A 20,178-nucleotide genomic window follows, 5' to 3' on the forward strand; every position below is an offset into this window, starting at 1 on the left:
TTTCGGGTTTTCATATACACTCCAGTTGAGATAATTATCTCTTAACTGGGTGTGTGAATCTATTGGAGCACGTCATAGTGATAGCCTAAATCTATATTTTGAAAATTCACGAAGGAACGACAATGCCTATAAAAAAATGGACTTTACAATACCTAGTCGCATTTCCCTTGCTGGCCACTATTTTTGCCAGTGTTCAATACTTTAAAGGCCAGTCTTTTTCCTACTCTCTTGAATTCGGGGTTACATGGGCTTTTATATCTATTTCTATATTTGCAGCTCGCCGCATTTACAATTTTAAAAAGCGGATCCATTGCGAAATATGCAACGATATACAAAATCATAAGACCATTGAATAATTGAGCGCGCTATTTCAGTTGAGTACTCAACCTTAATTTCATGTTAAAAAAACGGGTAAAAAAATGAAAACACAAACCTTACTTATCTATTTTTTCTTTTCCTTGCTAGTCTCTTTCTCGTGTGAAGCCTCTACGCGTTCGCTAAAAATAGAAGATGATGGTTTTGTTGCTACGTATTACTCTTCAGAGTCACAAGAACGTAAAGTTGGCGTTTTAGTGCTTGGAGGATCCGAAGGCGGCGTGCCAGAAAAGCTCGCTAGTCCAATCGTTGAAGCGGGATTCCCTACCCTAGCTTTAGCTTATTTTAAGGAAGAAGGCTTACCACCAGAGTTAGAGAGAATACCTCTTGAATATGTAATTCAGGCTATGTCGTGGTTAAAATCACAACCAGAAACCACGCCGGACGACATTATTGTAGTTGGCTGGTCGAAAGGCGCTGAACTGTCACTTCTTCTAGCGTCAAAAGAACCAAGTATTTCAAATGTGGTTGCTATTGCGCCTAGCTCTGTTGTTTGGGCAGGTATTTTGAAAGATTGGAGTAAAGTGCCTGGTTCCAGCTGGACTTACGACGGGCAAGACTTAGCGTTTGTTCCTTTCAACCCATCGGGTGAAGTTAATGGTTTGCTAGATCTCTATACGCAATCTTTAGAAAATCGAGCAGACAACGGTAAAGCTAATATTCCTGTACAGAAAATCAGCGCCGATGTTGTGTTAATGACTGGCGAAAACGATGAAATTTGGCCCTCGCATACTATGGCTGAAACAGTTTGTGAAAAAATGAATGCGCGCACTAAACATAAGTGTAAGCACATAAACTACCAAGGGGCAGACCACTTGCTTAACTACGAGTTCTTAAAAGAGGGTAGCGATATGAACCAAACCTTTATTAAGATGCTTACTAATCACAATAACCACTAGTCAGCTTCTTCAATAAATAGAATCATATGACCATTGATGAATTCAATCACTATTGCAAAGCACTCCCCCACACTACTCACGTCGTTCAGTGGGGGAGTTCAGAAGTATGGAAAGTAGGTGGTAAAGTCTTTGCTATAAGGAGCATTAGCAAGGACGGACACCCTGCTTTTACCTTTAAAACATCTGAGCAAAACTATTATTTTCTGGAAGAAAAGCCTGGCTATAGGCCTGCGCCCTATCTCGCTAGTCGTGGAATGAAATGGATACAACAGTACAATTGCGAGAGTGATGAAGATGAAGCGTTAAAATACTATTTAAGCGCATCTTATAAACTAGTATCGTTAGGGTTAACCAAGAAAATGCAAAAAGAGCTTGGTTTAAATCAACCTCAATAAAGGTGCTTACACCATGTTCAAAGCAAAAGGCTTTACGCGCAATATTCGCCCTTATGTAGAAGCTGAACTAGCGCTAGCTCATAGAAAGCAAAACCAAAACAGCCAACAGTGTGCTTTTTCACACTTAGAAAATGCCCACGTTCTTGGTCAAGCCTCTACAAGGCTACACGTTAAAGTACACGTTCAAATGCTTTTATGGGCAGTGAAACAAGGCAATATTGGTGAGTTTTTTGGTCAACTTTTCAGAATTGCGGGCGCTGCCACAAAAACTGTTTTTGGGCTAGTACCTCATGGAAATACAGGTGGCGCTAACGTTAGCCCATTTAAGACAATGCCAATTAAACCAAACTTAAATACGATCATAAAAAAAGCGCGTTCGAATGAAAATTAAAATTAACGTTGTCGATACATTTACTAATGTAAGGTTTAAGGGCAATCCTGCTGCAGTAGTTATAACCGGCAAATGGCTTAGCGATGAAAAAATGCAAGAAATCGCTGCTGAAAATAACCTTTCAGAAACCGCCTTTTTAGTTGAAGATGATAATGGCGTATTCGCTATACGTTGGTTTTCCCCCATGACGGAGATCGACTTCTGTGGCCACGCAACGCTGGCATCCGCGTTCGTAATCTTTAGCGAAAATTACCAACTACCGCACATTTCGCTTTTCGCCAAGTCGGTTGGGATGATGAAAGTCGTTAAAAAAAGCGACGGATTTATTCAGATGGATTTCCCTAATAGAATGCCCAGCCCTGTCGGTGAAGTGCCTGAAGCGTTACTAAAAGGGCTCTCTATCAAGCCCAAAAGCATTTTAAAAAATAACCAAGCTTACTTTGCTGTTTATTCTAACGAAGACGACGTTTTAAGCGTAATTCAAGACAGCGAACAACTAAAAACACTAGCGCCTTATGATGTGGTAGTGACAGCGCCTGGTACGCAATTTGATTTTGTTTCGCGTTATTTTTGGCCTGCGAACGGCGGTGATGAAGACCCGGTTACCGGTTCAATCCACACTGGGCTAGCGCCTTATTGGGCAAAAGTATTTGGACGATCAAAACTTATGGCTTATCAGGCATCTAAACGAGGCGGCACATTAAAATGTGAGGTGGCAGGTGACCGCGTGCTTATTTCTGGTCAAGCGGTGTCTTACCTTGAAGGTTACATTAATATTTGATGGTTGATTGCCTTACACGAACTAATCGATAAAAGAGAACTCTCCTCTCGAGTGTTACTGCCCGCCTCAAACAAAAAAGCGGAAGATATCTAACCTTCCGCTTTCACTCACTCAACAGCGCATTGCTGCATCTAGTTTTAACTAGGCAAACGCCAAATTAGCGCCCTACTGCAATGCCTTCTCTGCGAGGATCTGCGCCGCCAATTAATTTACCTGATTTAAACTGAATGCCATGAAGACCGCTGTTTAAATCCACTACTTTAACGTTATGGTCGAGTGCCTTTAACGGCTCTTCAAGCTCAGCTATTGGTGTGCCCTTCTCTAACGCCGTATAGTCGTTTCGATTAGTAATTTTAGGAAGATTGATGGCTTGCTGAATATCCAAGCCAAAGTCTAAAACTCCAATTAGAGTTTGAGCGACGTAGCTTACAATTCTAGAGCCGCCCGGCGAGCCTACAACAACCTCTAAGTTCCCTTCTTTGTCGAACACCATTGTTGGGCTCATAGCACTTCTAGGGCGCTTACCAGGCTCTACGCGATTTGGTACTGGAAAACGGTTTTTGGTTGGTGAAAATGAAAAGTCGGTAAGCTGATTATTAAGCAGGAAGCCTTCTACCATAATCCCAGAACCAAACATAAATTCAATGCTGGTAGTCATTGATACTGCATTGCCCTCTTTGTCTACTATAGAAACGTGTGAGGTATTGGGCAGCTCCATTGACGTACCAAGTGCTACATTCGCATCGGCGTAAGGATTACCCGCGCGTTTGCGGCGCCACTCTTTATCAACAGCAATACTCTCGGCACGGCGCTGAAGATAAGCGGTATTAATCATGGCCGCAAACGGCAAGTTAGTAAAATCGCTATCCGCTATAAACTTCTCACGATCGGCATATGAAAGCGCACTTGCTTGTGTATACAGGTTGGCAAACTCTACTGAATCCGGTGCGTATTGACTAAGGTTAAAACCTTCTAACATTTTTAGAATTTGATAAACGTTTACGCCACCTGAGCTTGGGGGTGCCATACCGCAAATGCGTTTTTCGTGGTACATGCCACATACGGGTTCACGTTTTACTGGTTCGTAGCTTGCTAAGTCTTCCAACGACATTTGGCCAGGGTTAATCTCCGCATTATTAACCGCTTCCACTATTTTTTCGGCAACTTCGCCTTTCAGCAAATAGTCGCTGCCCTTTTCCGCAATACCTCTTAGGGTTTTAGCTAACTTTTTGTTTTTCTTAACCGTGCCTTCTTTTAACGGCAGGCCTGCCGGGAAGAAATAAGTAGAGCTTGCAGGAAAAGTTTTAAGACCAGGGTGATAGTCCAATGCAACAAGTTTGGCTAAACGCGGCGATACTTTAAAGCCGTCTTCAGCTGTTTTGATTGTATCGTCGAACAGCGTATTCCAAGGCAGCTTACCGAACTCGCCCTGAGCCATTTCTAGCGCTTTTACTGCACCAGGCACGCCAACTGACTTACCGCCTACTACGGCATCCAACCAGCGCATTGGCTTATTACCTTCAATAAACCAATGAGAATTGACAGCTTTCGGTGCTGTTTCACGGCCGTCAAAGGTGTGAAGTACTTTGTTCTTATTATCCCAATAAAGGATAAACGCACCACCACCAATACCTGACGATTGTGGTTCAACCAGCGAAAGCATCGATTGCACAGCTACCGCTGCATCGATCGCACTTCCGCCCTTTTCTAAAATATTCTTTCCCGCCCAAGACGCATAGGGATTTGCCGCTACAACCATATAATCTTCGGCTTCAAATGCCTTTTTCTCTATGTAGCCTGTTGCCGCTTCTGGTTCTCCGACTTCACGTGTTTGCTTCGCGTTCGCACCAAAAATAAAACAGCTAGATAATGCAAGAGTTACCACTGAAGCTCTGAAAAAAGCACTGCGTCTCAAAATAATACTTCCTCTTATTTAAATTTTTCGGGGTTTATTGGGCGTTTTTTAAGAAACGCATCAAACGCTTCTTGAGCTGCGGTTGTGCCCAACGCTTCTAAAAATATATCAAACTCTTCGTTCATTTGTTGGTTTGTTCGCTCTCCGTCACCTTTTAATAGCGCTTTTGTTTGTTTAAGCGAAAATGAAGGCTTGGCGACGAGTTTCTCTACCGTAGTTTGAACCGTTTGATCTATTTCGTGAGCGTCGACAATTTTTGTCAGAATACCAAATTGATAAGCATCAGCAGAGGTAAAGGGTTCGCCCAGCATTAGCCACTCTGCCGCCTTTATATGACCTGCAACCTTAGGCAAAAGATAACTTGATGCATATTCAGGAACAAGACCTAAGTTGATGAATGGTAGAACAAATCGGGTATCTGGAGTGGCGTAAACAAAATCGCAATGAAGTAAAAGCGTTGTGCCTATGCCCACTGCTAATCCGTGAACTTGTGCAATAACCGGTAAATTACATGCAGCCAAAGCTCGCATAAAGGCAGCTGTTTCTGGCACCTGAGCGTGATCTTGTTGCTGTGCGAAGTCTCCAATGTCATTTCCTGCAGTAAAACAATCGCCCGCGCCTTTAATAACCACCACTTTGGTTGAGCCATCGTTTTTAACACCTAATATGGCATTCGCCATTTCTTGATACATGTCGCGTGTTAACGCATTTTTCTTATCGGTTCGGTTAAGTGTAATGGTTAAGCATTGCTGATTTGTTTCGGTAATAATGTAAGACATAATTACTCCTTTACTGTCGTCTTTTTGTTTTGGGCGTACTTCAGTTTTCACCCTGTAGGCAATTTCTGTATCATAGCCAGCAAATTCTAAATTAAAAAATAACTAACACTGATGATGTCACTGCCGTTTTCGCTTAAGTATAGCGCTGGTCCTTTATTTATTGCGCTATGCTCCGTTGTCGCGTTTTTCTTCGAGCCTATGTCTGGCAATTATTTGGCTTACGACAGGTACGCCATTCAAGGTCTAGAAACTTGGCGAATAGTCAGCGGCAATATCGTGCATACCAATGGCTACCACCTACTTTTAAATTTAGCAGGTCTGGCGCTATTGTGGGCCCTACACGGTGAACATTATCGCATTGGTTTGTACTTAAAAGTTTTTGTATGGTGCTGCTTAGGAACCAGTATCGGGCTTTATTTCTTCTCTCCAGATCTAATATGGTACGCGGGGTTGTCTGGCGCATTACACGGTATTTTCGCATGGGGCGCCTGTGTTGATATAAAAGAGAAAATGAAGTCGGGTTGGTTATTGATTATAGGTCTAGCCATCAAGGTGGGATACGAACAAATTGACGGTAGTAGCGAACAAGTTGCAAACCTGATTGACGCCAAAGTTGCCGTAGACGCCCATTTATTTGGTGCGCTTACGGGTATCGCAATCTTTTTACTTATGTTTATTACGGCGAAAAGAAAATAGAAACTAGAGCGATATAGCGTCACTCTTTTTGCGCATTTTGATTTGTTAAAACAGATTAACGTGCTGAAGCAAAAAAAGAAGATTTAAAAAAAGGCCCGAATTCATTGAATTTGGGCCTTTTTTGTAAGCTTTTTCCGTCCTTAATAGCTACCGCGCTGTGAGCAACTCAGTGGCTCTTAATCACTGGGTTGCACTTCGCAGTTTTGCCTATAAGTTTTCTTCGAATAGCTTGTATATACGACGGTATTCATCAAGCCAAGAGCTTGGCTGCACAAAGCCATGTGGCTCTACCGGATAAATGGCCGTTTCAAAATCTTCTTTCTCAAGCTCGATAAGGCGCTGTACCAATCGCACGGTGTCGTGGAAAAACACGTTGTCATCAACCATTGGCGCATTGATAAGCAAAGGCTTTTCTAGTCCATCGGCAAAATAAATCGGCGAGCTACGCTCAAAAGCGATGGGATCGATATCAGGCGTATTCAGTATGTTTGCCGTATATGGCGTGTTGTAATGGGCCCAATCGGTTACCGGACGAAGTGCTGCACCTGCCGCAAACAGATCTGGCGCGGTAAACATAGACATAAAGGTTAAGAAGCCGCCGTATGAACCGCCGTATGTGCCAATACGCTCACGATCTACATTTGCATTTTCAACAAGCCAGTTAACACCATCACGCAAATCTTGCACTTCAGGCGTACCCATTTGACGATAAATAGCGGTTCGCCAATCACGTCCGTAGCCAGCACTAGCGCGATAGTCCATATCTAGTACGACATAGCCTTGCTGCACGAGCATGCTATGGAACATGTATTCTCGGAAGTAACCAGACCACCCCATGTGGGCGTTTTGCAAGTAGCCTGCACCGTGATTAAACACTACCGCTTTATTTGGTGCCGACTTGTCGTAATTTTCCGGTAAATATACTCGTGCGTAAATAGGTGCATCGGTATGCGACGATTCAATAGCAACGATGTTAGGCACCGCCCATGGAAGTGCATTAAAATCAGCACTGGTGCTTTGCGTGATTTGCTTTGCCGCTGTTGTTTCGTTTGCTGGCTTAACGTAAAGCTCTTGTGGCTGATTCACCTTGCTATGGCTTAGCAACAAATTTTTACCATCAGGGCTAAGTGAATAGTCTGTCATACCATTCAAATCAGTCATGGTATCGATGGTATTGTCACTTAAATCAGCACGATAAACTTCGTAAAGCCCCGGGTGCTCCATGTTAGCTTTAAAGTAGATATAATTGTCATCGCTAGAAAGCGTTAAATCGTCAACAATAAAACGGCCGCTGGTTAGCGCGACAGGCTTCTCGCCAGGCTTTTGAACGTATAAGTGAGAATAACCAGTATGCTCAGACTGATAGTAAAGTGTTTCGCTGTCATTTAGCCAATCAAATGCGTTGAAACGGTAGTTTACCCACGCATCGTCATGAAGCCTATGTTGGTTTTCTAGCGTTTTATTCGCTAAGTCGACCGTTGCAATCCAGCGGTCTTTGTTGTCCCACGCTTCTAGCATGACGGCAACAGCGTTACCGTTTTTGTGCCAGCGAATCGAAGGCTTAGTCCAATACCAGCTTTGCAGTAAGGTAATGTCGCGCGGCAAACGATTAACTTCATAGGTCTCGCCTTTTGCCTTCGCGTTTTCTGCTTTTACGTCAGCAAGTACGTCGTCATTGTAGCCAGGCAAATTAAAGTATTTAAGTTCACTCTTCTCGCCAGTTTTCAAATTAAGCAGCCACAGTTCATGATTTACCGATTCTGCATCTGCAACACGTTGGCGTACCGGCTTCGCGGCAATACGGCTGTCTTCTTGGATATAATGCGGCATGATGTCGCTGTCATCACGAGTCGGCTTACTTTCCGTGGTTGCTACTACCGCGAAGTTACCCGCAGGTGATACGCTAATACCCGCTAGTCGATGCGACTTATCAAAGTAAAACGGCGTAGGTGCTACACTGCTGTTTTCTTTGGCCAACGCTTTTTTAGCGTCGTCTTTTTCTTGCCTGTTTTTGCGCTGTAGCTTGATGTATTCCACCAGCGACTGCTGCTGCTCGGCAATATAATCTTTAGGCGGCTCAACCGCTTTAGGCTCGTCGCTAAACTCCCAGCTCAATAATTCTTCGCGGGTGCCGTTAGATAGGTCTATAGCAATAAATTTGTTACCGCTTAACGCCATTAAGCGGCCATCAGTCATAAATGAAAGCGTTGACAGCGCATTCCCGCCACGCGCGATACGCACAGTTTCACCGTTGGTAAATTGCACATAAACACTGTCTTCAAATGAATAAGCAATTACACCATCATTTCTTACTACACGTTCGTCAAAACGATACTTGTGTAAATCTGATAATGGCGCTTTTACGGCATTTGCAGGGTTTGAGAGTTCAGCAACATAAACATCTGTTAACGCGCTATTCTGTCTTTCTTTTTCAAAAACAATTTTATCGCCATTGACCGACCACCCCATACCTTCGGGTAGCGCGCCCATCCATTGAGGGTCTGACATTATTTGCTTTAAAGTAATTTCACCATTTTTCGCGCTGTTCTGAGGCGCGACATCGGGTGTAACGGTTTGCTGGACAGTGGCAGCAGGAAGCGATGTAGACGCTGCTTGGTTAGATGGTTCGTTAGTCGTGCTTGCACATCCGCCCAACGCAAAAGTAACGCTAGCCGCGATGAGTAAAGAAGAGTATTTTTTCATTATTTTAAGTCGTTGTTATGTAAAAAACGTTAACATTATACGCAGAGCAGTTACTAATGCGCTAACGTTCATCGATTGAGATAGTGAACCAAACGTAAACCATCTGCGTTTATGGTTGTGAAACTGGTCTGTCGGCCTGAACAAAATAACAAAAATTCACTGATGAGGTAAAACACTATGAAAGCGAAAGGTTTTGTACCTGCGTTGCTTGCGCTCAGCTTTTTCACGACTCCTAGCTTTGCGAGCGAGTGCCCCAGCGTACTAAAGTTCATGAAGCGTAAGCTCAACTCACAAGAAACGGTGAATTTGTGTAACGAATATGCCGGAAAGACCCTTTTAGTGGTGAACACAGCCAGCTATTGCGGCTACACGCCACAATTTGAAGGTTTAGAAGCCCTTTATAGTGACTACAAAGACAAAGATTTTGTAGTACTTGGCTTCCCGTCGCACGATTTTAACCAAGAAGATAATGATGAAGGCAAAACGGCAGAACTGTGTGAATTGACTTATGGCGTAAAGTTTCCGATGTTTGAACCAATATCGGTAAAAGGTGAAGACGCCGATCCTATGTATAGAATGCTAAAAACCGCCACCGGCAAAGCGCCATCATGGAACTTTAATAAGTACCTTATTGACAGCTCTGGTAAGCAAATAACCCACTACCCTAGTTCAACAAAGCCCACTGATCCGGCTTTTATCGCTGACATAGAGGCACTCCTCAAAAGCGAATAAAACCGCGAATATCAACGCTGCCTATAGGTCACACCAAAGGAGAATCTAAAAGCCGCGCATAAAAAAGCCCCGCGTAACACGCGGGGCAATCAAGCACACTCAACTTGGAACACACTTTTAGCTGAAAACATACTTCCTACGTTTTAGCTAACTGCATTAATTTAGTGTGTTTAGTTGTTGGTTAGTTCAATAATTTTTTCGCTTGCTTCAGAAAAAGCCTTGTTTGCTTGCTCTTCGCCCATGTTAAGTCCTTCAGCGTAAACGAATTTAACGTCACTGATACCAACAAAATTTAAAAAGTGTTTTAAATACGGCGTTTGCGTATCAAAGTCTGAACCTGCATACACACCACCACGCGCGGCAAAAACAGTCGCTGTTTTATTTTCTAGCAATCCGACAGGACCTGTCTCGGTATACTTAAATGTTATACCAGCTCTTGCAATACGGTCGAAGTAAGCTTTTAAGCTCGATGGGATGCCAAAGTTGTACATTGGCACGGCTAGCACAATTTCGTCAGCCGCTTTTACTGCTTCAACAATGTCGTCAGAGACTTTTACCAATGCCTGTTGTGATTCATTTCGCTCAGACGCCTCAGTCATCCACGCTTGCATTTCTTCCCCTGTTAAATGAGGCAGTGCCAGAGAGGCAACATCCACGCGGTTAATGTGCACAGAACCGTCATTCTCAATTTTTGAAAGGTACTCGTTTGCAAGCTTTGAAGAATTACCTTGGTTTCCATTTAGGCTGGAAAATATAGCCAGTACTTTTTTCATGCCGAACTCCAATATTCGTTGTTTCGATAATATATGGCTATATTACGGCAATCGGGTGGGATGAAAATATCAAAAACATGAAGGCTTCGTTCTATTTTGTAGAACAAACTGTCAAGGAACAGAGTAAATGTGAAATTATTGAAAACATTACATTGCGTTAATGTTGCAAGGAGGTTGATCTTCTCTTATTTGCTCAGCGTAACCGAGTTTGCCACAACACAATTAAGAGGATACAAAATATGAGAAGGACCAAAGCGCTCCTTGCATGTTCAATATTACCACTGTTTTTAATTGGCTGCTCGGATGACGACGACGATGTCGTACAAGAGCCCACACCCGCCCCGGAATACGCAAACGTTCGAGTTGTTCACGCAGCATCAGACGCACCAATGGTAAACATCACTGCTAACGACGCCATACTCAACGATCTCGAAAGCGTTGATTACCAAGTCGCTTCATCTCGCTTCGAAGTTGAGACAGGCATGTACGATATTGGTGTTACAGGCATTCTTCCAGGTGAAAACGCTGAAGTGTTGCAAGCTGACGTTACTTTAGAAGCTGACATGAACTACGATATTTTTGCCGTAGGTAATGTTGGCGATGAGTCGTTATCGCTTTTAACAGTGACCAGTATGGAAACCGCAGTTGACGCGGGTAATGCTCAAGTACAGATTGTACATGCAGCATCAATGGCACCTATGGTTGATATTTATGTCACGGCACCAGATACAGATATCACTGCCGAGCAGCCGCTTGTTACTGCTGAATTTACTGACGCAACCAATTTAATTCAAGTACCTGCGGGCGATTATCAAATTCGTATTACACCGGCCGGTGAGACAACGGTTGTATACGACTCTGGTACGGTAAACCTTGCAGACGGTGCCGATTTGCTTATCGCTGCTACTAATAACGTAGGTACCGGCGATTCACCAGTAACATTACTGGCCGCGGACGGTGATGGAAGCTTCAAGATATGGGATGCAGAAGCAGGTGCTGCTATCCGCGTTGTGCACGGTATCAGCGACGCACCAGCGGTTGATGTTGTAGCAAATAACGAAATAGTATTGGTGGACGGAATACAGTTCCCGCGCACCACAGACTATTTGTCTGTTGCAGCCGGTGACTATCTCATTGACGTTGTAGCCGATAGCGACAACAGTGTTGTGGCAATTGACGATGCTGAGTTAACGCTAGAAGTAGGTATGTCTTATACCGCTATCGCAAACAACGTTTTGGCTGCACCAGAACTTGATGTGCTTGTTGATATGCCCCGCTCCGTAGCGACAGAAGCGAAAGTGCGTATTGTACATGCTTCACCTTCAGCGGGTAACGTCGATATTTACGTAACCGCAGATGGCGAAATTGATGCGGTTGACCCGGCATTTGCCGATATTGCCTATGAGACTGGCGAGCTTGTTGAAACAGGTTACGTAAGTCTTGCAGAAGGTGACTACATCGTTACGGTTACACCAACAGGCACCAAAACAGCGGCAATCGAAACAGGCGTTTTAACGCTTGAGAATGGTGAGATTTACACTGCTATCGCACTAGATGGCGCGATGGAAGGTGATTTACCTCAATTAGCGTTGCTTGATGGCCTGGCACCACCTCCACCAGCTTTCAACGCTGACATGACTTACAATGTAAACTTAAGTGGGTCACAAGAAGTGCCTGCCGTTACTACTATGTCTATGGCAACTGCAGTGGTCGAAATTGACGAAGACTTACCGGCGTTTAGCGTAAGTGTTGACGTATCAGGCTTAACGGATGTTACTGGTGTACACGTACACGATGGCGGCATTGGTATGAATGGTCCGGTTGCTTTCCCACTGACTGATGCTGGTAATGGTACTTATGTTCTCGCTGAAACTAATATTTCACCTAGCAACTTAGACGCGCTGACTAGCGGTGAGTGGTATTTAAATGTTCACACTACCGCTAACCCTAATGGCGAAGTGCGTGGTCAGATTGTTCCCGACACAACTGCGGTAGTAACATTCTCACTAAGCGGCAGCCAAGAGGTACCAGCAGTTGACACCATGGCAATGGGGTCAGGCTATGCGCTCTTCGACACCACAAATAACAACGTTTCTCTTGTGGCGGTAACCACTATTGAAAATGCGACTATGGCGCACATTCATACTGGGTTTGCTGGTGAAAATGGTGACGTACTTGTAGGACTTGTGGAAAGTGAAAGCACCGCTGGCGTTTGGATGACAGACGGAAGCATAGCACTAGATGAAGCCACAGCTACGCAACTACTGGCAGGTGGTCATTATGTGAATGTGCATACAGCAGCTAATACTGGTGGTGAAATTCGCGGCCAAATCACACCTGATAATATTGAAGTGTACGGCATCATTGCCAACGGCCTACAAGAAGTGCCTGCAGTAACTACGACAGCAAGCGGCGCTGGTGCATTTACTTTGAATACATCTACAGGTGCACTGTCAGGCAGCGTTACCATTACCGGTATGACAGCAAACATGGCTCACATTCACGAGGGTGAAATGGGCGTAAATGGAGATGTTCTAATTGGACTTACTGCTGGTACCAGCGGTATGTGGTCTGTGCCAGCTAATACTACGTTAACTGCTGAGCAAATGAATGTTATGGCAGACGGAGGTCTTTACACTAACTTCCACTCAGATGCATTCCCAAGCGGAGAAATTCGTGGACAAATTACGCTAGGTTTTGACTAGTCAAAAATAGCTAAACCCATTGTGTTTCAATTATATTGAGACCCAATTAATCTAAAATAAAAAAAGGGGCAAACGCCCCTTTTTTGTGTTTCTCGACAAGAAGATTTTATCTATATGGTATTTAGCGCCGTGTCGAAATCTGCAATCAGATCCTGAGTGTCTTCAATACCTACCGAAATACGCAGCATGGTATCGGAAATACCCATTAACTCACGCTCGTCTGCCGTGTTCTCAAAATAAATAGTAGGCGCAACTGGAAGCGCTAAGGTGCGATTATCCCCTAAGTGCGTGGCGCAAATAACTAACTTCATTTCGTTTAAGAACGCCACTGGATCAGCACCGTCGATAAGGTCAAAACTCAAAATTGCGCCATAGCCGTCGTTTAGGTATTCCCGTGCCATGAAATGCTGAGGGTGGTCGGCAAGACCTGGATAAAAGACTTTAGATACCTTGGGATGATTATCTAGGAACGTCGCCAACTGCATAGCATTATGCTGACTTCGTGATAAACGTAAATCTAAGGTTTCCATGCCTAGGGCAATGGCCGTCGCTGATTGCGGTGCCAATGTAGCGCCTAAATCGCGTAAACCTTTCTTTTTAATTTGCGTAATGCCCCACTGTGCAGTATCTGCAACCTGATAAGCCGGTTTTAGGTTACTAAACTTACTCCAATCATAGTTACCCGTATCAATGACAGCACCACCTAAAACGTTACCGTGACCTGCAATGTATTTTGTCAGCGAGCAAAACACTAACGACGCTTTAACATCTTTAGCATAAAAAACAGGGGGTGGCGTCATGGTGTTATCAACCATAAACAGCATGTGCTTCTCTTCGCAGAATTGACCAATGGCGTGAAGGTCGGCCACCTGTGTCACAGGGTTAGCTACGGTTTCGGTGTAAACGCCTTTTGTGTTTGGCTGGTAAGCTTCTTTGACTTGCTGAATGTCGGTCACATCTGTGTAGGTAACCTGCACACCAAAATCTTTAATGGTTTCAAAAAAGCTTCGCGTATTACCAAATAGGTATTGGCTTACAATTAAATGGTCGCCGGCTTTGAGTAAAGCAAATAACGAGCTGCTTATCGCCGCCATTCCGGTTGAGTAACATAAGGTACCCACACCGCCTTCCAGATCATTAAGCATATTTTGCAGTGCCGCCACAGAAGGTGACGATGAACGAGAATAAACATGAGCAGCTCGTTTACCTTGAAACGCATCGATGATGCCCTGCGCATCTTTAAACTCGAAAAGAACTGAATTAGACGTGCTGCTGTGAACACCACCATGTTCAGGCGTATTTAGCATGCGATCAGAATGAACCTGACGGGTTGTGAATCCCAATTTTGTCACGGGTGAAGCTCCGAAAATAGATGTTTGCGACCGAGCCGAGCGCGCACCAGTACTCTGAGTTGATACGGTTGCGTACTTACCACTTCAATAGAAATGATTATGGCTTTGTAATGCAGTTTTTAGGATATTTTGCGCAAACATTATCATAAAACGTATAAATAGTTTGCATTTGTTCATCTATGTTAGTCACTTTCTGAATAATTGGCCCCAACACAATCATCTTTCTGGCGTAGTCCAACCCAATGACTTGTATAGGAATTTCGGCTTCTCGTGCAATGTGCATAAAGCCTGTTTTCCATGGATAAATGGGGCTTCGCGTACCCTCTGGCGCTAACGCGAGTATTAATTGATCGGCTTCCTTTATCTTATTTGCTATAGACGTGACCACCCCATGCGCTTTACTTCTCTCTATAGGAATGCCGCCTAATCTTTTAACAATAGCGCCCAAAGGGGGCGCAAAGATGGTGTGCTTTCCGAAAAAATTAATGTTTAGCTTAAAGGAAAAAACCACGAACAAGCCAATAAAGAAGTCCCAGTTCGATGTATGCGGTGCTACCGCTAAAATGGCTTTTTTCTGATTGATTAGTTCACCTTCTACACGCCAGCCCCTTTTTGTCAGCACCCAAGCTGCGAACGACGACAACCAGTTGGGCCACTTGCGAGGGACATGCTCTCCAACTTTAACACTATTGGCCCGTTGAGAGTGGGTTTGAGGGTGTGAGGTTTTCGTCATTATTATTATGCTCTGCTTACTACACTTAGGTTATCTATTTGCTAATTTATTTTCTGAGGCTTCGAAGTGGAATGCCGTAACGAAAAGCGCTTTACTTTCCATATTGTACCCGCATATTAATTAGCAGAGTAAAACGTTGGAGTGTGCGCAATTTGGCGAAGATTAATCAAAATGGGTTTGTAACGCAATTGTTAACAATGCAGCGTTTTGAATTCTTACAGAATATGGGCTTAATATAGCTATGTGTATTTTATTTATCGCAAACAATATGCGGGATGACTACCCGCTTATCATCGCTGCGAATCGGGATGAGTTTTACGCACGACCAACCGCGCCGTCTTCATTCTGGAAAAGCCACCCGCATTTGCTCGCCGGACAAGACTTAGAAGCTAATGGAACCTGGATGGGTGTTACGCGTAACGGATATGTGGCGGCGCTTACTAATGTAAGGGACCCACACAACATCAATAAAAATGCGGTATCGCGAGGTGAATTAGTCGCCAACTGGCTGAAGCACGACTCAGTCGAAATGAAGCCTGTTGCACAATCACAATACTTGGCAACGCTAGAAAAAACGCGCCACCGATACAACGGCTACAACCTGTTATTCGGAGATATAAATTCGCTTAAGGTTTACAACAACGTAAACAATTCGACCCACATTATCGACACTGGTGTCTACGGTTTGTCTAACGCGGATATTGCCACACCTTGGCCAAAAGTCACGCAGGGCGTTACCGCATTGAACAATTATGTCACAAAACAAAACATCATTAATGATGAAGACTTATTTGATATTTTACGTTACGACAATAAAGCCGACGATGCCCAGTTACCCGACACGGGCGTAGGCTATGAGTGGGAAAAGGCGTTGTCTTCCATTTTTATTCAATCCGAAAAATACGGAACGCGTACCTCTACACTGCTATTAGTAGATAAAAACAATACGCTGACCTGGAAAGAACGACGCTTTTCAGACAAAGGCGAAGCACAAGAAACCCGCGCTTTTTCTTTTTCAATTTAGGGTGTTTTTGAAATGAAACTTTCGTTTACGTTTTCTTTCCTCGACTAATTGAAATATTTTCAACCTTTAGGGGTCGTTTTTTCTACCATCGGTGGCATAATGCCAGCCTGCTATCTTTTGCATACCAACGTAACGTGAGGACATATCGTGTTTGAAGTATTACCCCATCTCGCCCCAGATCCAATTCTTGGCCTGTCAGCTGCTTTTCGTGAAGACACCAACCCAAACAAAATCGATTTAGGTGTTGGCGTATATAAAGATGAGCAAGGTAATACCCCTATTCTTTCAAGTGTCGCAAAAGCGCAAAAAGTGCTTTTAGATACCGAAACTAGCAAAACCTACATCACGCCTCAGGGCAACCAAGGTTTTATCGACGGTATGTTGTCTTTGCTATTAGGTAAGACTAGCCCCGTTCTATTAGCAGACCGCGTTGCAGCGGTTCAAGCTCCAGGTGGTTGCGGTGCATTGCGTATTCTTTCAGAACTACTTGCCCGTTGTAACGACAACGCTAAAGTATGGGTAAGCGACCCAACATGGGCGAACCACATTCCACTTATCGGCTCTGCGGGTCTTAAAATCGAAACCTACCCGTACTTCGATAAAGCGTCAGCAAGCATTCGCTTTGACGCTATGATGGAAACCCTTCGCAAAACTGAAAAAGGCGATATCGTTCTTCTACACGGTTGCTGTCACAACCCTACAGGTGCTGATCTTACTAATGCACAATGGGATGAAGTACTAGAAGTAGCGAAAGAGCGAGAATTCCTGCCTTTCATCGATGTGGCTTATCTAGGTTTTGGTGAAGGTTTAGAAGAAGACGCGTACGGCATGCGTTTGTTGGTAGAAAACCTACCAGAGGTTATCGTTGCAGCTTCTTGCTCTAAGAACTTTGGCCTTTATCGCGAACGTGTTGGTTTGGCTGCCATCATTACTGAAGATTCAGCAATCCGTAAAATTGCTCAGGGTCAAATTCAGTCAATCGCACGTGGCATCTACTCTATGCCACCAAGCTACGGCGGCGCGTTGGTAGACATTATCCTAGCTGACGAAGCACTTAACAATGAGTGGGTATCTGAAGTGAACGAAATGCGCGAACGTATGAAATCGCTCCGTGCAATGCTTGTTCAAAACCTTCACGATAATGGCTCTCCTAAAGACTTTAGTTTCGTTAACGACCAAAAAGGTATGTTCTCGTTCTTGTGTATCACACCAGAGCAAGTGCGCGAAGTACGTGAAAAGCACAGTGTTTACTTTGTTGACTCAAGCCGCGTAAACATTGCGGGTATTAATCAGGAAAACGTAGAAACACTCGCCAAAGCGTTGGTCTCAGTGCTTTAAGCATTAACTAACGATTTTTAAGATGCGAAAGGCAGGTTTCATACCTGCCTTTTTTATTACCTTCAAATTTTTCGCTTTCCTATTTCTGCGATAAACAGCCCAATCTTGCTGTTAATGGCAGTTAGTTACACTTCTTAACAAATTTCCTCCTTACACCCAACGCTTTTTCTTATGGCGAAATGGGAATAATCGTTACACTGTAACAATGTTGACGTCTACGTTAACTTGGTATTTATTAAGACTGACTTATAACAATAAGATTAACGACAAGAACAAGGATACCCCATGTCTAAAGTAAGTGTATTTTGTCTTTCTGCCGCTTTAATTGGCAGTGCAATGCAGGTTAATGCTAAGGAAGGCATGTTCACGCCAGAACAACTCCCTTCAATTGCCAGCGATTTAAAGGAAACAGGTTTGGCTATTCCTGCCAGTAGTATTAACGACTTAACTGCGTTCCCAATGGGCGCGATAGTGTCACTTGGTGGGTGTTCAGCATCTTTCGTCTCTGACAACGGCTTGGCCGTTACTAACCACCACTGCGCGCGTGGCTCAGTTCAATATAACAGCACCCCAGAAAACAACTATTTAAAAGATGGTTTTCTCGCGAAAGAAATTGGTGAAGAGCTGCCGGCCGCACCGGGTACACGCATGTTCGTCACAGTCGATTTTTCTGACGTAACCGACAAAGTCATTGGCGGCATCAGTGATGACGTTCAAGGCCGCGAGCGCTACGACCTCATTGAAGCAAACCGCAAAGCGTTAATTGCAGAGTGTGAGTCTGAAGCGGGCTTCCGCTGCTCTGTGCCTTCGTTTTTCCAAGGCCTTGAATACAAGCTAATTAAGCAAATGGAAATCCGTGACGTGCGTATTGCCTACGCGCCTGCTGATTCAATTGGTAAATACGGTGGTGATGTAGATAACTGGATGTGGCCTCGCCATACGGGCGACTTCTCTTTCTACCGTGCTTATGTGGGTAAAGACGGTAAACCAGCTGATTACAGTGAAGAGAACGTGCCGTTTAAACCGGATCATTTCTTAAAAGTTTCGGCAGCTGGACTTGAAGACGGCGACTTTGTTATGGCAGCGGGCTACCCTGGCTCTACTAACCGCTATGCACGTTTATCACAAGTTTCATATACGTTTGATTGGTTATTTCCCACTTACCTTGAACTGGTAGATGCGTGGATTAAAACTATTGAAAGTGCATCTGAAGAAGGCAGCGATGCGCGTATCAAATATGAAGCCTTGTTAGCGGGTCTTAATAACTTCCACAAAAATACTTTGGGCCAGCTTTCTGGCGCTAAGCGCGTTGGACTTGTTCCACGTCGCGCTGAGCGAGAAGAGCAACTAGCTGCGTGGCTTGATAAAAACGGTATGAGTGACATGAAGCAAGCACTTGCCGAACTTGATGCGGTTAGCGCTGAGCAAATGCAAATGAACAAGCAAAACTTCTGGTACAACAACCTCAGTCGTGCACAACTCTTGTCGTCAGCCCAAACCCTTTATCGCAATGCTATAGAAAAAGAAAAGCCGGACGCAGAGCGCGAATCTGGATTTCAGGAGCGCGATCAAATTCGTCTTAAAGAAGGCGTAGAGCGTATTGAGCGCCGCTTTGATCCGGCCGTTGATCAGGCCGTTTGGCAAAAAATGATTAGCATGTACCTAGAGCAGCCAGAAGAAAACCGAGTAGCCGCGTTCGATAAAGCAGTAGGCATTGATGGTGATACTGACGGAAAAACGCTTCAGAAGAAATTAAAGGCGTTTTACGACAATACTTCATTAACTAATACTGAAGAACGTTTGAAATGGTTAACTGCAAGCCGCGCTGATTTCGAAAATAGCAACGACCCGTTCATTAAACTTGCGGTTGCCCTGTTCGATACTGAGATGGCTATAGAAGATAAGAGCAAAACGCTAAGTGGTAAAGCTGCAGCGCTTCGCCCTAAATACATGAATGCCATTATTGAGTGGCAAAAATCTTTGGGCAGCCTTGCTTATCCAGATGCAAACAGTACGCTGCGCGTTACTTACGGTAATGTAATGGGCGGCTCGCCAAAAGACGGTCTGATTTACGAGCCGTTCACGCGTCTTGAAGGTATTACCGAAAAAGACACGGGAGAGACACCTTTCGACTCTCCTAAAAAACAGCTTGAGCTTATTGAAGATAAGAAATACGGCCCTTACAAGTTAGACGCTATTAACAGCGTGCCGGTAAACTTCCTGACGGATTTAGATTCAACCGGCGGTAACTCAGGCTCAGCAACGCTTAACGCAAAAGCAGAGCTTATCGGTTTGTTGTTTGACGGTACGTTCGAGAGCGTCAATTCTGATTGGGATTTTGACCCGAAAACAACCCGTACCATCCATGTAGATAGCCGCTACATGTTATGGGTAATGGAATACGTTGACGGTGCAACAAACCTCATCGAAGAGATGACCATCGTTAAATAACCACCAAATAATGGGGTCAGAGTACTTTTCTGCCCCCAAAGAAATGGCAAAAATGGGGGCAGAGTCTGAGGTATCCCCACAAATAATATAACGATATCAGCGAGATAAAAAAGATAGGAACATTCATGACGTTTGG

At 44.2% G+C, this 20,178-nt stretch carries 16 protein-coding genes; 10 read left to right on the top strand and 6 right to left on the bottom strand.

What is annotated here, in order from left to right; genetic code table 11:
* The first annotated feature begins 419 nt into the window (after nucleotides 1-419).
* Genes QME20_RS18625 through QME20_RS18640 form a run of 4 tightly spaced genes read left to right on the top strand, consistent with a single transcriptional unit; the run spans nucleotide 420 to nucleotide 2,841 of the window.
* Nucleotides 420-1,274 carry an acyl-CoA thioester hydrolase/BAAT C-terminal domain-containing protein gene (locus tag QME20_RS18625; RefSeq protein WP_281716408.1) on the top strand — a complete coding sequence of 285 codons (855 nt, stop codon included), beginning with the start codon at nucleotides 420-422 and terminating at the stop codon, nucleotides 1,272-1,274.
* Nucleotides 1,275-1,300: 26 nt separating this feature from the next.
* Nucleotides 1,301-1,669 carry an MmcQ/YjbR family DNA-binding protein gene (locus QME20_RS18630; protein WP_281716409.1) on the top strand — a complete coding sequence of 123 codons (369 nt, stop codon included), beginning with the start codon at nucleotides 1,301-1,303 and terminating at the stop codon, nucleotides 1,667-1,669.
* 13 nt (nucleotides 1,670-1,682) lie between these two features.
* Nucleotides 1,683-2,060, top strand: coding sequence for a DUF3703 domain-containing protein (locus QME20_RS18635; protein WP_281716410.1), 378 nt, complete (start codon nucleotides 1,683-1,685; stop codon nucleotides 2,058-2,060).
* Nucleotides 2,050-2,841 carry a PhzF family phenazine biosynthesis protein gene (locus QME20_RS18640; protein ID WP_281716411.1) on the top strand — a complete coding sequence of 264 codons (792 nt, stop codon included), beginning with the start codon at nucleotides 2,050-2,052 and terminating at the stop codon, nucleotides 2,839-2,841. Before QME20_RS18635 ends, QME20_RS18640 begins: the two co-directional genes overlap by 11 nt.
* A 157-nt stretch (nucleotides 2,842-2,998) precedes the next feature.
* Here QME20_RS18640 and ggt read toward each other — a convergent pair whose 3' ends face one another.
* Both ggt and QME20_RS18650 read right to left on the bottom strand, forming a co-directional pair.
* Complete coding sequence (ggt, locus tag QME20_RS18645; protein WP_281716412.1) at nucleotides 2,999-4,756, bottom strand: gamma-glutamyltransferase; 1,758 nt, start codon at nucleotides 4,754-4,756, stop codon at nucleotides 2,999-3,001.
* Between the two features lie 14 nt (nucleotides 4,757-4,770).
* Nucleotides 4,771-5,535, bottom strand: coding sequence for an enoyl-CoA hydratase (locus QME20_RS18650; protein WP_230598867.1), 765 nt, complete (start codon nucleotides 5,533-5,535; stop codon nucleotides 4,771-4,773).
* 111 nt (nucleotides 5,536-5,646) lie between these two features.
* Here QME20_RS18650 and rrtA point away from each other — a divergent pair, with 111 nt between their 5' ends.
* On the top strand, nucleotides 5,647-6,231 hold the full coding sequence (gene rrtA, locus QME20_RS18655; protein WP_281716413.1) for a rhombosortase: 585 nt from the start codon (nucleotides 5,647-5,649) through the stop codon (nucleotides 6,229-6,231).
* A gap of 207 nt (nucleotides 6,232-6,438) precedes the next feature.
* Here rrtA and QME20_RS18660 read toward each other — a convergent pair whose 3' ends face one another.
* The gene (locus QME20_RS18660) at nucleotides 6,439-8,934 is read right to left on the bottom strand and encodes a prolyl oligopeptidase family serine peptidase (protein WP_281716414.1); all 2,496 of its coding nucleotides are present in this window, start codon (nucleotides 8,932-8,934) and stop codon (nucleotides 6,439-6,441) included.
* Between the two features lie 177 nt (nucleotides 8,935-9,111).
* Between QME20_RS18660 and QME20_RS18665 the strand changes: the two genes are divergently transcribed.
* Nucleotides 9,112-9,666, top strand: a complete 555-nt coding sequence (locus QME20_RS18665; protein ID WP_014949715.1) for a glutathione peroxidase — start codon at nucleotides 9,112-9,114, stop codon at nucleotides 9,664-9,666.
* A 170-nt stretch (nucleotides 9,667-9,836) separates the two neighbouring features.
* Here QME20_RS18665 and QME20_RS18670 read toward each other — a convergent pair whose 3' ends face one another.
* The gene (locus QME20_RS18670; protein WP_281716415.1) at nucleotides 9,837-10,439 is read right to left on the bottom strand and encodes an NAD(P)H-dependent oxidoreductase; all 603 of its coding nucleotides are present in this window, start codon (nucleotides 10,437-10,439) and stop codon (nucleotides 9,837-9,839) included.
* Nucleotides 10,440-10,678: 239 nt separating this feature from the next.
* Between QME20_RS18670 and QME20_RS18675 the strand changes: the two genes are divergently transcribed.
* Nucleotides 10,679-13,144 (top strand): CHRD domain-containing protein, encoded by a 2,466-nt coding sequence (locus QME20_RS18675; protein WP_281716416.1) that lies wholly within the window; start codon nucleotides 10,679-10,681, stop codon nucleotides 13,142-13,144.
* Nucleotides 13,145-13,254: 110 nt separating this feature from the next.
* Here the strand turns inward: QME20_RS18675 and QME20_RS18680 are convergent, their stop codons facing one another.
* Nucleotides 13,255-14,496 (bottom strand): cystathionine gamma-synthase family protein, encoded by a 1,242-nt coding sequence (locus tag QME20_RS18680; RefSeq protein ID WP_239301967.1) that lies wholly within the window; start codon nucleotides 14,494-14,496, stop codon nucleotides 13,255-13,257.
* Nucleotides 14,497-14,593: 97 nt separating this feature from the next.
* Nucleotides 14,594-15,229: a 1-acyl-sn-glycerol-3-phosphate acyltransferase gene (locus tag QME20_RS18685; RefSeq protein ID WP_281716417.1), complete on the bottom strand. Its 636-nt coding sequence runs from the start codon at nucleotides 15,227-15,229 to the stop codon at nucleotides 14,594-14,596.
* Between the two features lie 241 nt (nucleotides 15,230-15,470).
* Here QME20_RS18685 and QME20_RS18690 point away from each other — a divergent pair, with 241 nt between their 5' ends.
* The 3 genes from QME20_RS18690 to QME20_RS18700 all read left to right on the top strand — a co-directional run bounded on the left by QME20_RS18690 (nucleotide 15,471) and on the right by QME20_RS18700 (nucleotide 20,042).
* The gene (locus tag QME20_RS18690) at nucleotides 15,471-16,253 is read left to right on the top strand and encodes an NRDE family protein (RefSeq protein ID WP_281716418.1); all 783 of its coding nucleotides are present in this window, start codon (nucleotides 15,471-15,473) and stop codon (nucleotides 16,251-16,253) included.
* A 147-nt stretch (nucleotides 16,254-16,400) separates the two neighbouring features.
* Nucleotides 16,401-17,591 carry an amino acid aminotransferase gene (locus QME20_RS18695; protein ID WP_281716419.1) on the top strand — a complete coding sequence of 397 codons (1,191 nt, stop codon included), beginning with the start codon at nucleotides 16,401-16,403 and terminating at the stop codon, nucleotides 17,589-17,591.
* Between the two features lie 285 nt (nucleotides 17,592-17,876).
* Nucleotides 17,877-20,042, top strand: coding sequence for a S46 family peptidase (locus tag QME20_RS18700; RefSeq protein WP_281716420.1), 2,166 nt, complete (start codon nucleotides 17,877-17,879; stop codon nucleotides 20,040-20,042).
* Nucleotides 20,043-20,178 lie beyond the last annotated feature (136 nt).

It is taken from the genome of Alteromonas sp. CyTr2 (genome assembly GCF_947311905.1).
Classification (GTDB): Bacteria; Pseudomonadota; Gammaproteobacteria; order Enterobacterales; family Alteromonadaceae; genus Alteromonas; species Alteromonas macleodii.

Excerpts from the sequence above, each read along its gene's own strand:
- QME20_RS18625 (WP_281716408.1), top strand. The coding sequence starts at position 420 with ATGAAAACACAAACCTTACTTATCTATTTTTTCTTTTCCTTGCTAGTC.
- QME20_RS18630 (WP_281716409.1), top strand. The coding sequence starts at position 1,301 with ATGACCATTGATGAATTCAATCACTATTGCAAAGCACTCCCCCACACT.
- QME20_RS18635 (WP_281716410.1), top strand. The coding sequence starts at position 1,683 with ATGTTCAAAGCAAAAGGCTTTACGCGCAATATTCGCCCTTATGTAGAA.
- QME20_RS18640 (WP_281716411.1), top strand. The coding sequence starts at position 2,050 with ATGAAAATTAAAATTAACGTTGTCGATACATTTACTAATGTAAGGTTT.
- QME20_RS18650 (WP_230598867.1), bottom strand. The coding sequence starts at position 5,535 with ATGTCTTACATTATTACCGAAACAAATCAGCAATGCTTAACCATTACA.
- rrtA (WP_281716413.1), top strand. The coding sequence starts at position 5,647 with ATGATGTCACTGCCGTTTTCGCTTAAGTATAGCGCTGGTCCTTTATTT.
- QME20_RS18660 (WP_281716414.1), bottom strand. The coding sequence starts at position 8,934 with ATGAAAAAATACTCTTCTTTACTCATCGCGGCTAGCGTTACTTTTGCG.
- QME20_RS18665 (WP_014949715.1), top strand. The coding sequence starts at position 9,112 with ATGAAAGCGAAAGGTTTTGTACCTGCGTTGCTTGCGCTCAGCTTTTTC.
- QME20_RS18670 (WP_281716415.1), bottom strand. The coding sequence starts at position 10,439 with ATGAAAAAAGTACTGGCTATATTTTCCAGCCTAAATGGAAACCAAGGT.
- QME20_RS18675 (WP_281716416.1), top strand. The coding sequence starts at position 10,679 with ATGAGAAGGACCAAAGCGCTCCTTGCATGTTCAATATTACCACTGTTT.
- QME20_RS18685 (WP_281716417.1), bottom strand. The coding sequence starts at position 15,229 with ATGACGAAAACCTCACACCCTCAAACCCACTCTCAACGGGCCAATAGT.
- QME20_RS18690 (WP_281716418.1), top strand. The coding sequence starts at position 15,471 with ATGTGTATTTTATTTATCGCAAACAATATGCGGGATGACTACCCGCTT.
- QME20_RS18700 (WP_281716420.1), top strand. The coding sequence starts at position 17,877 with ATGTCTAAAGTAAGTGTATTTTGTCTTTCTGCCGCTTTAATTGGCAGT.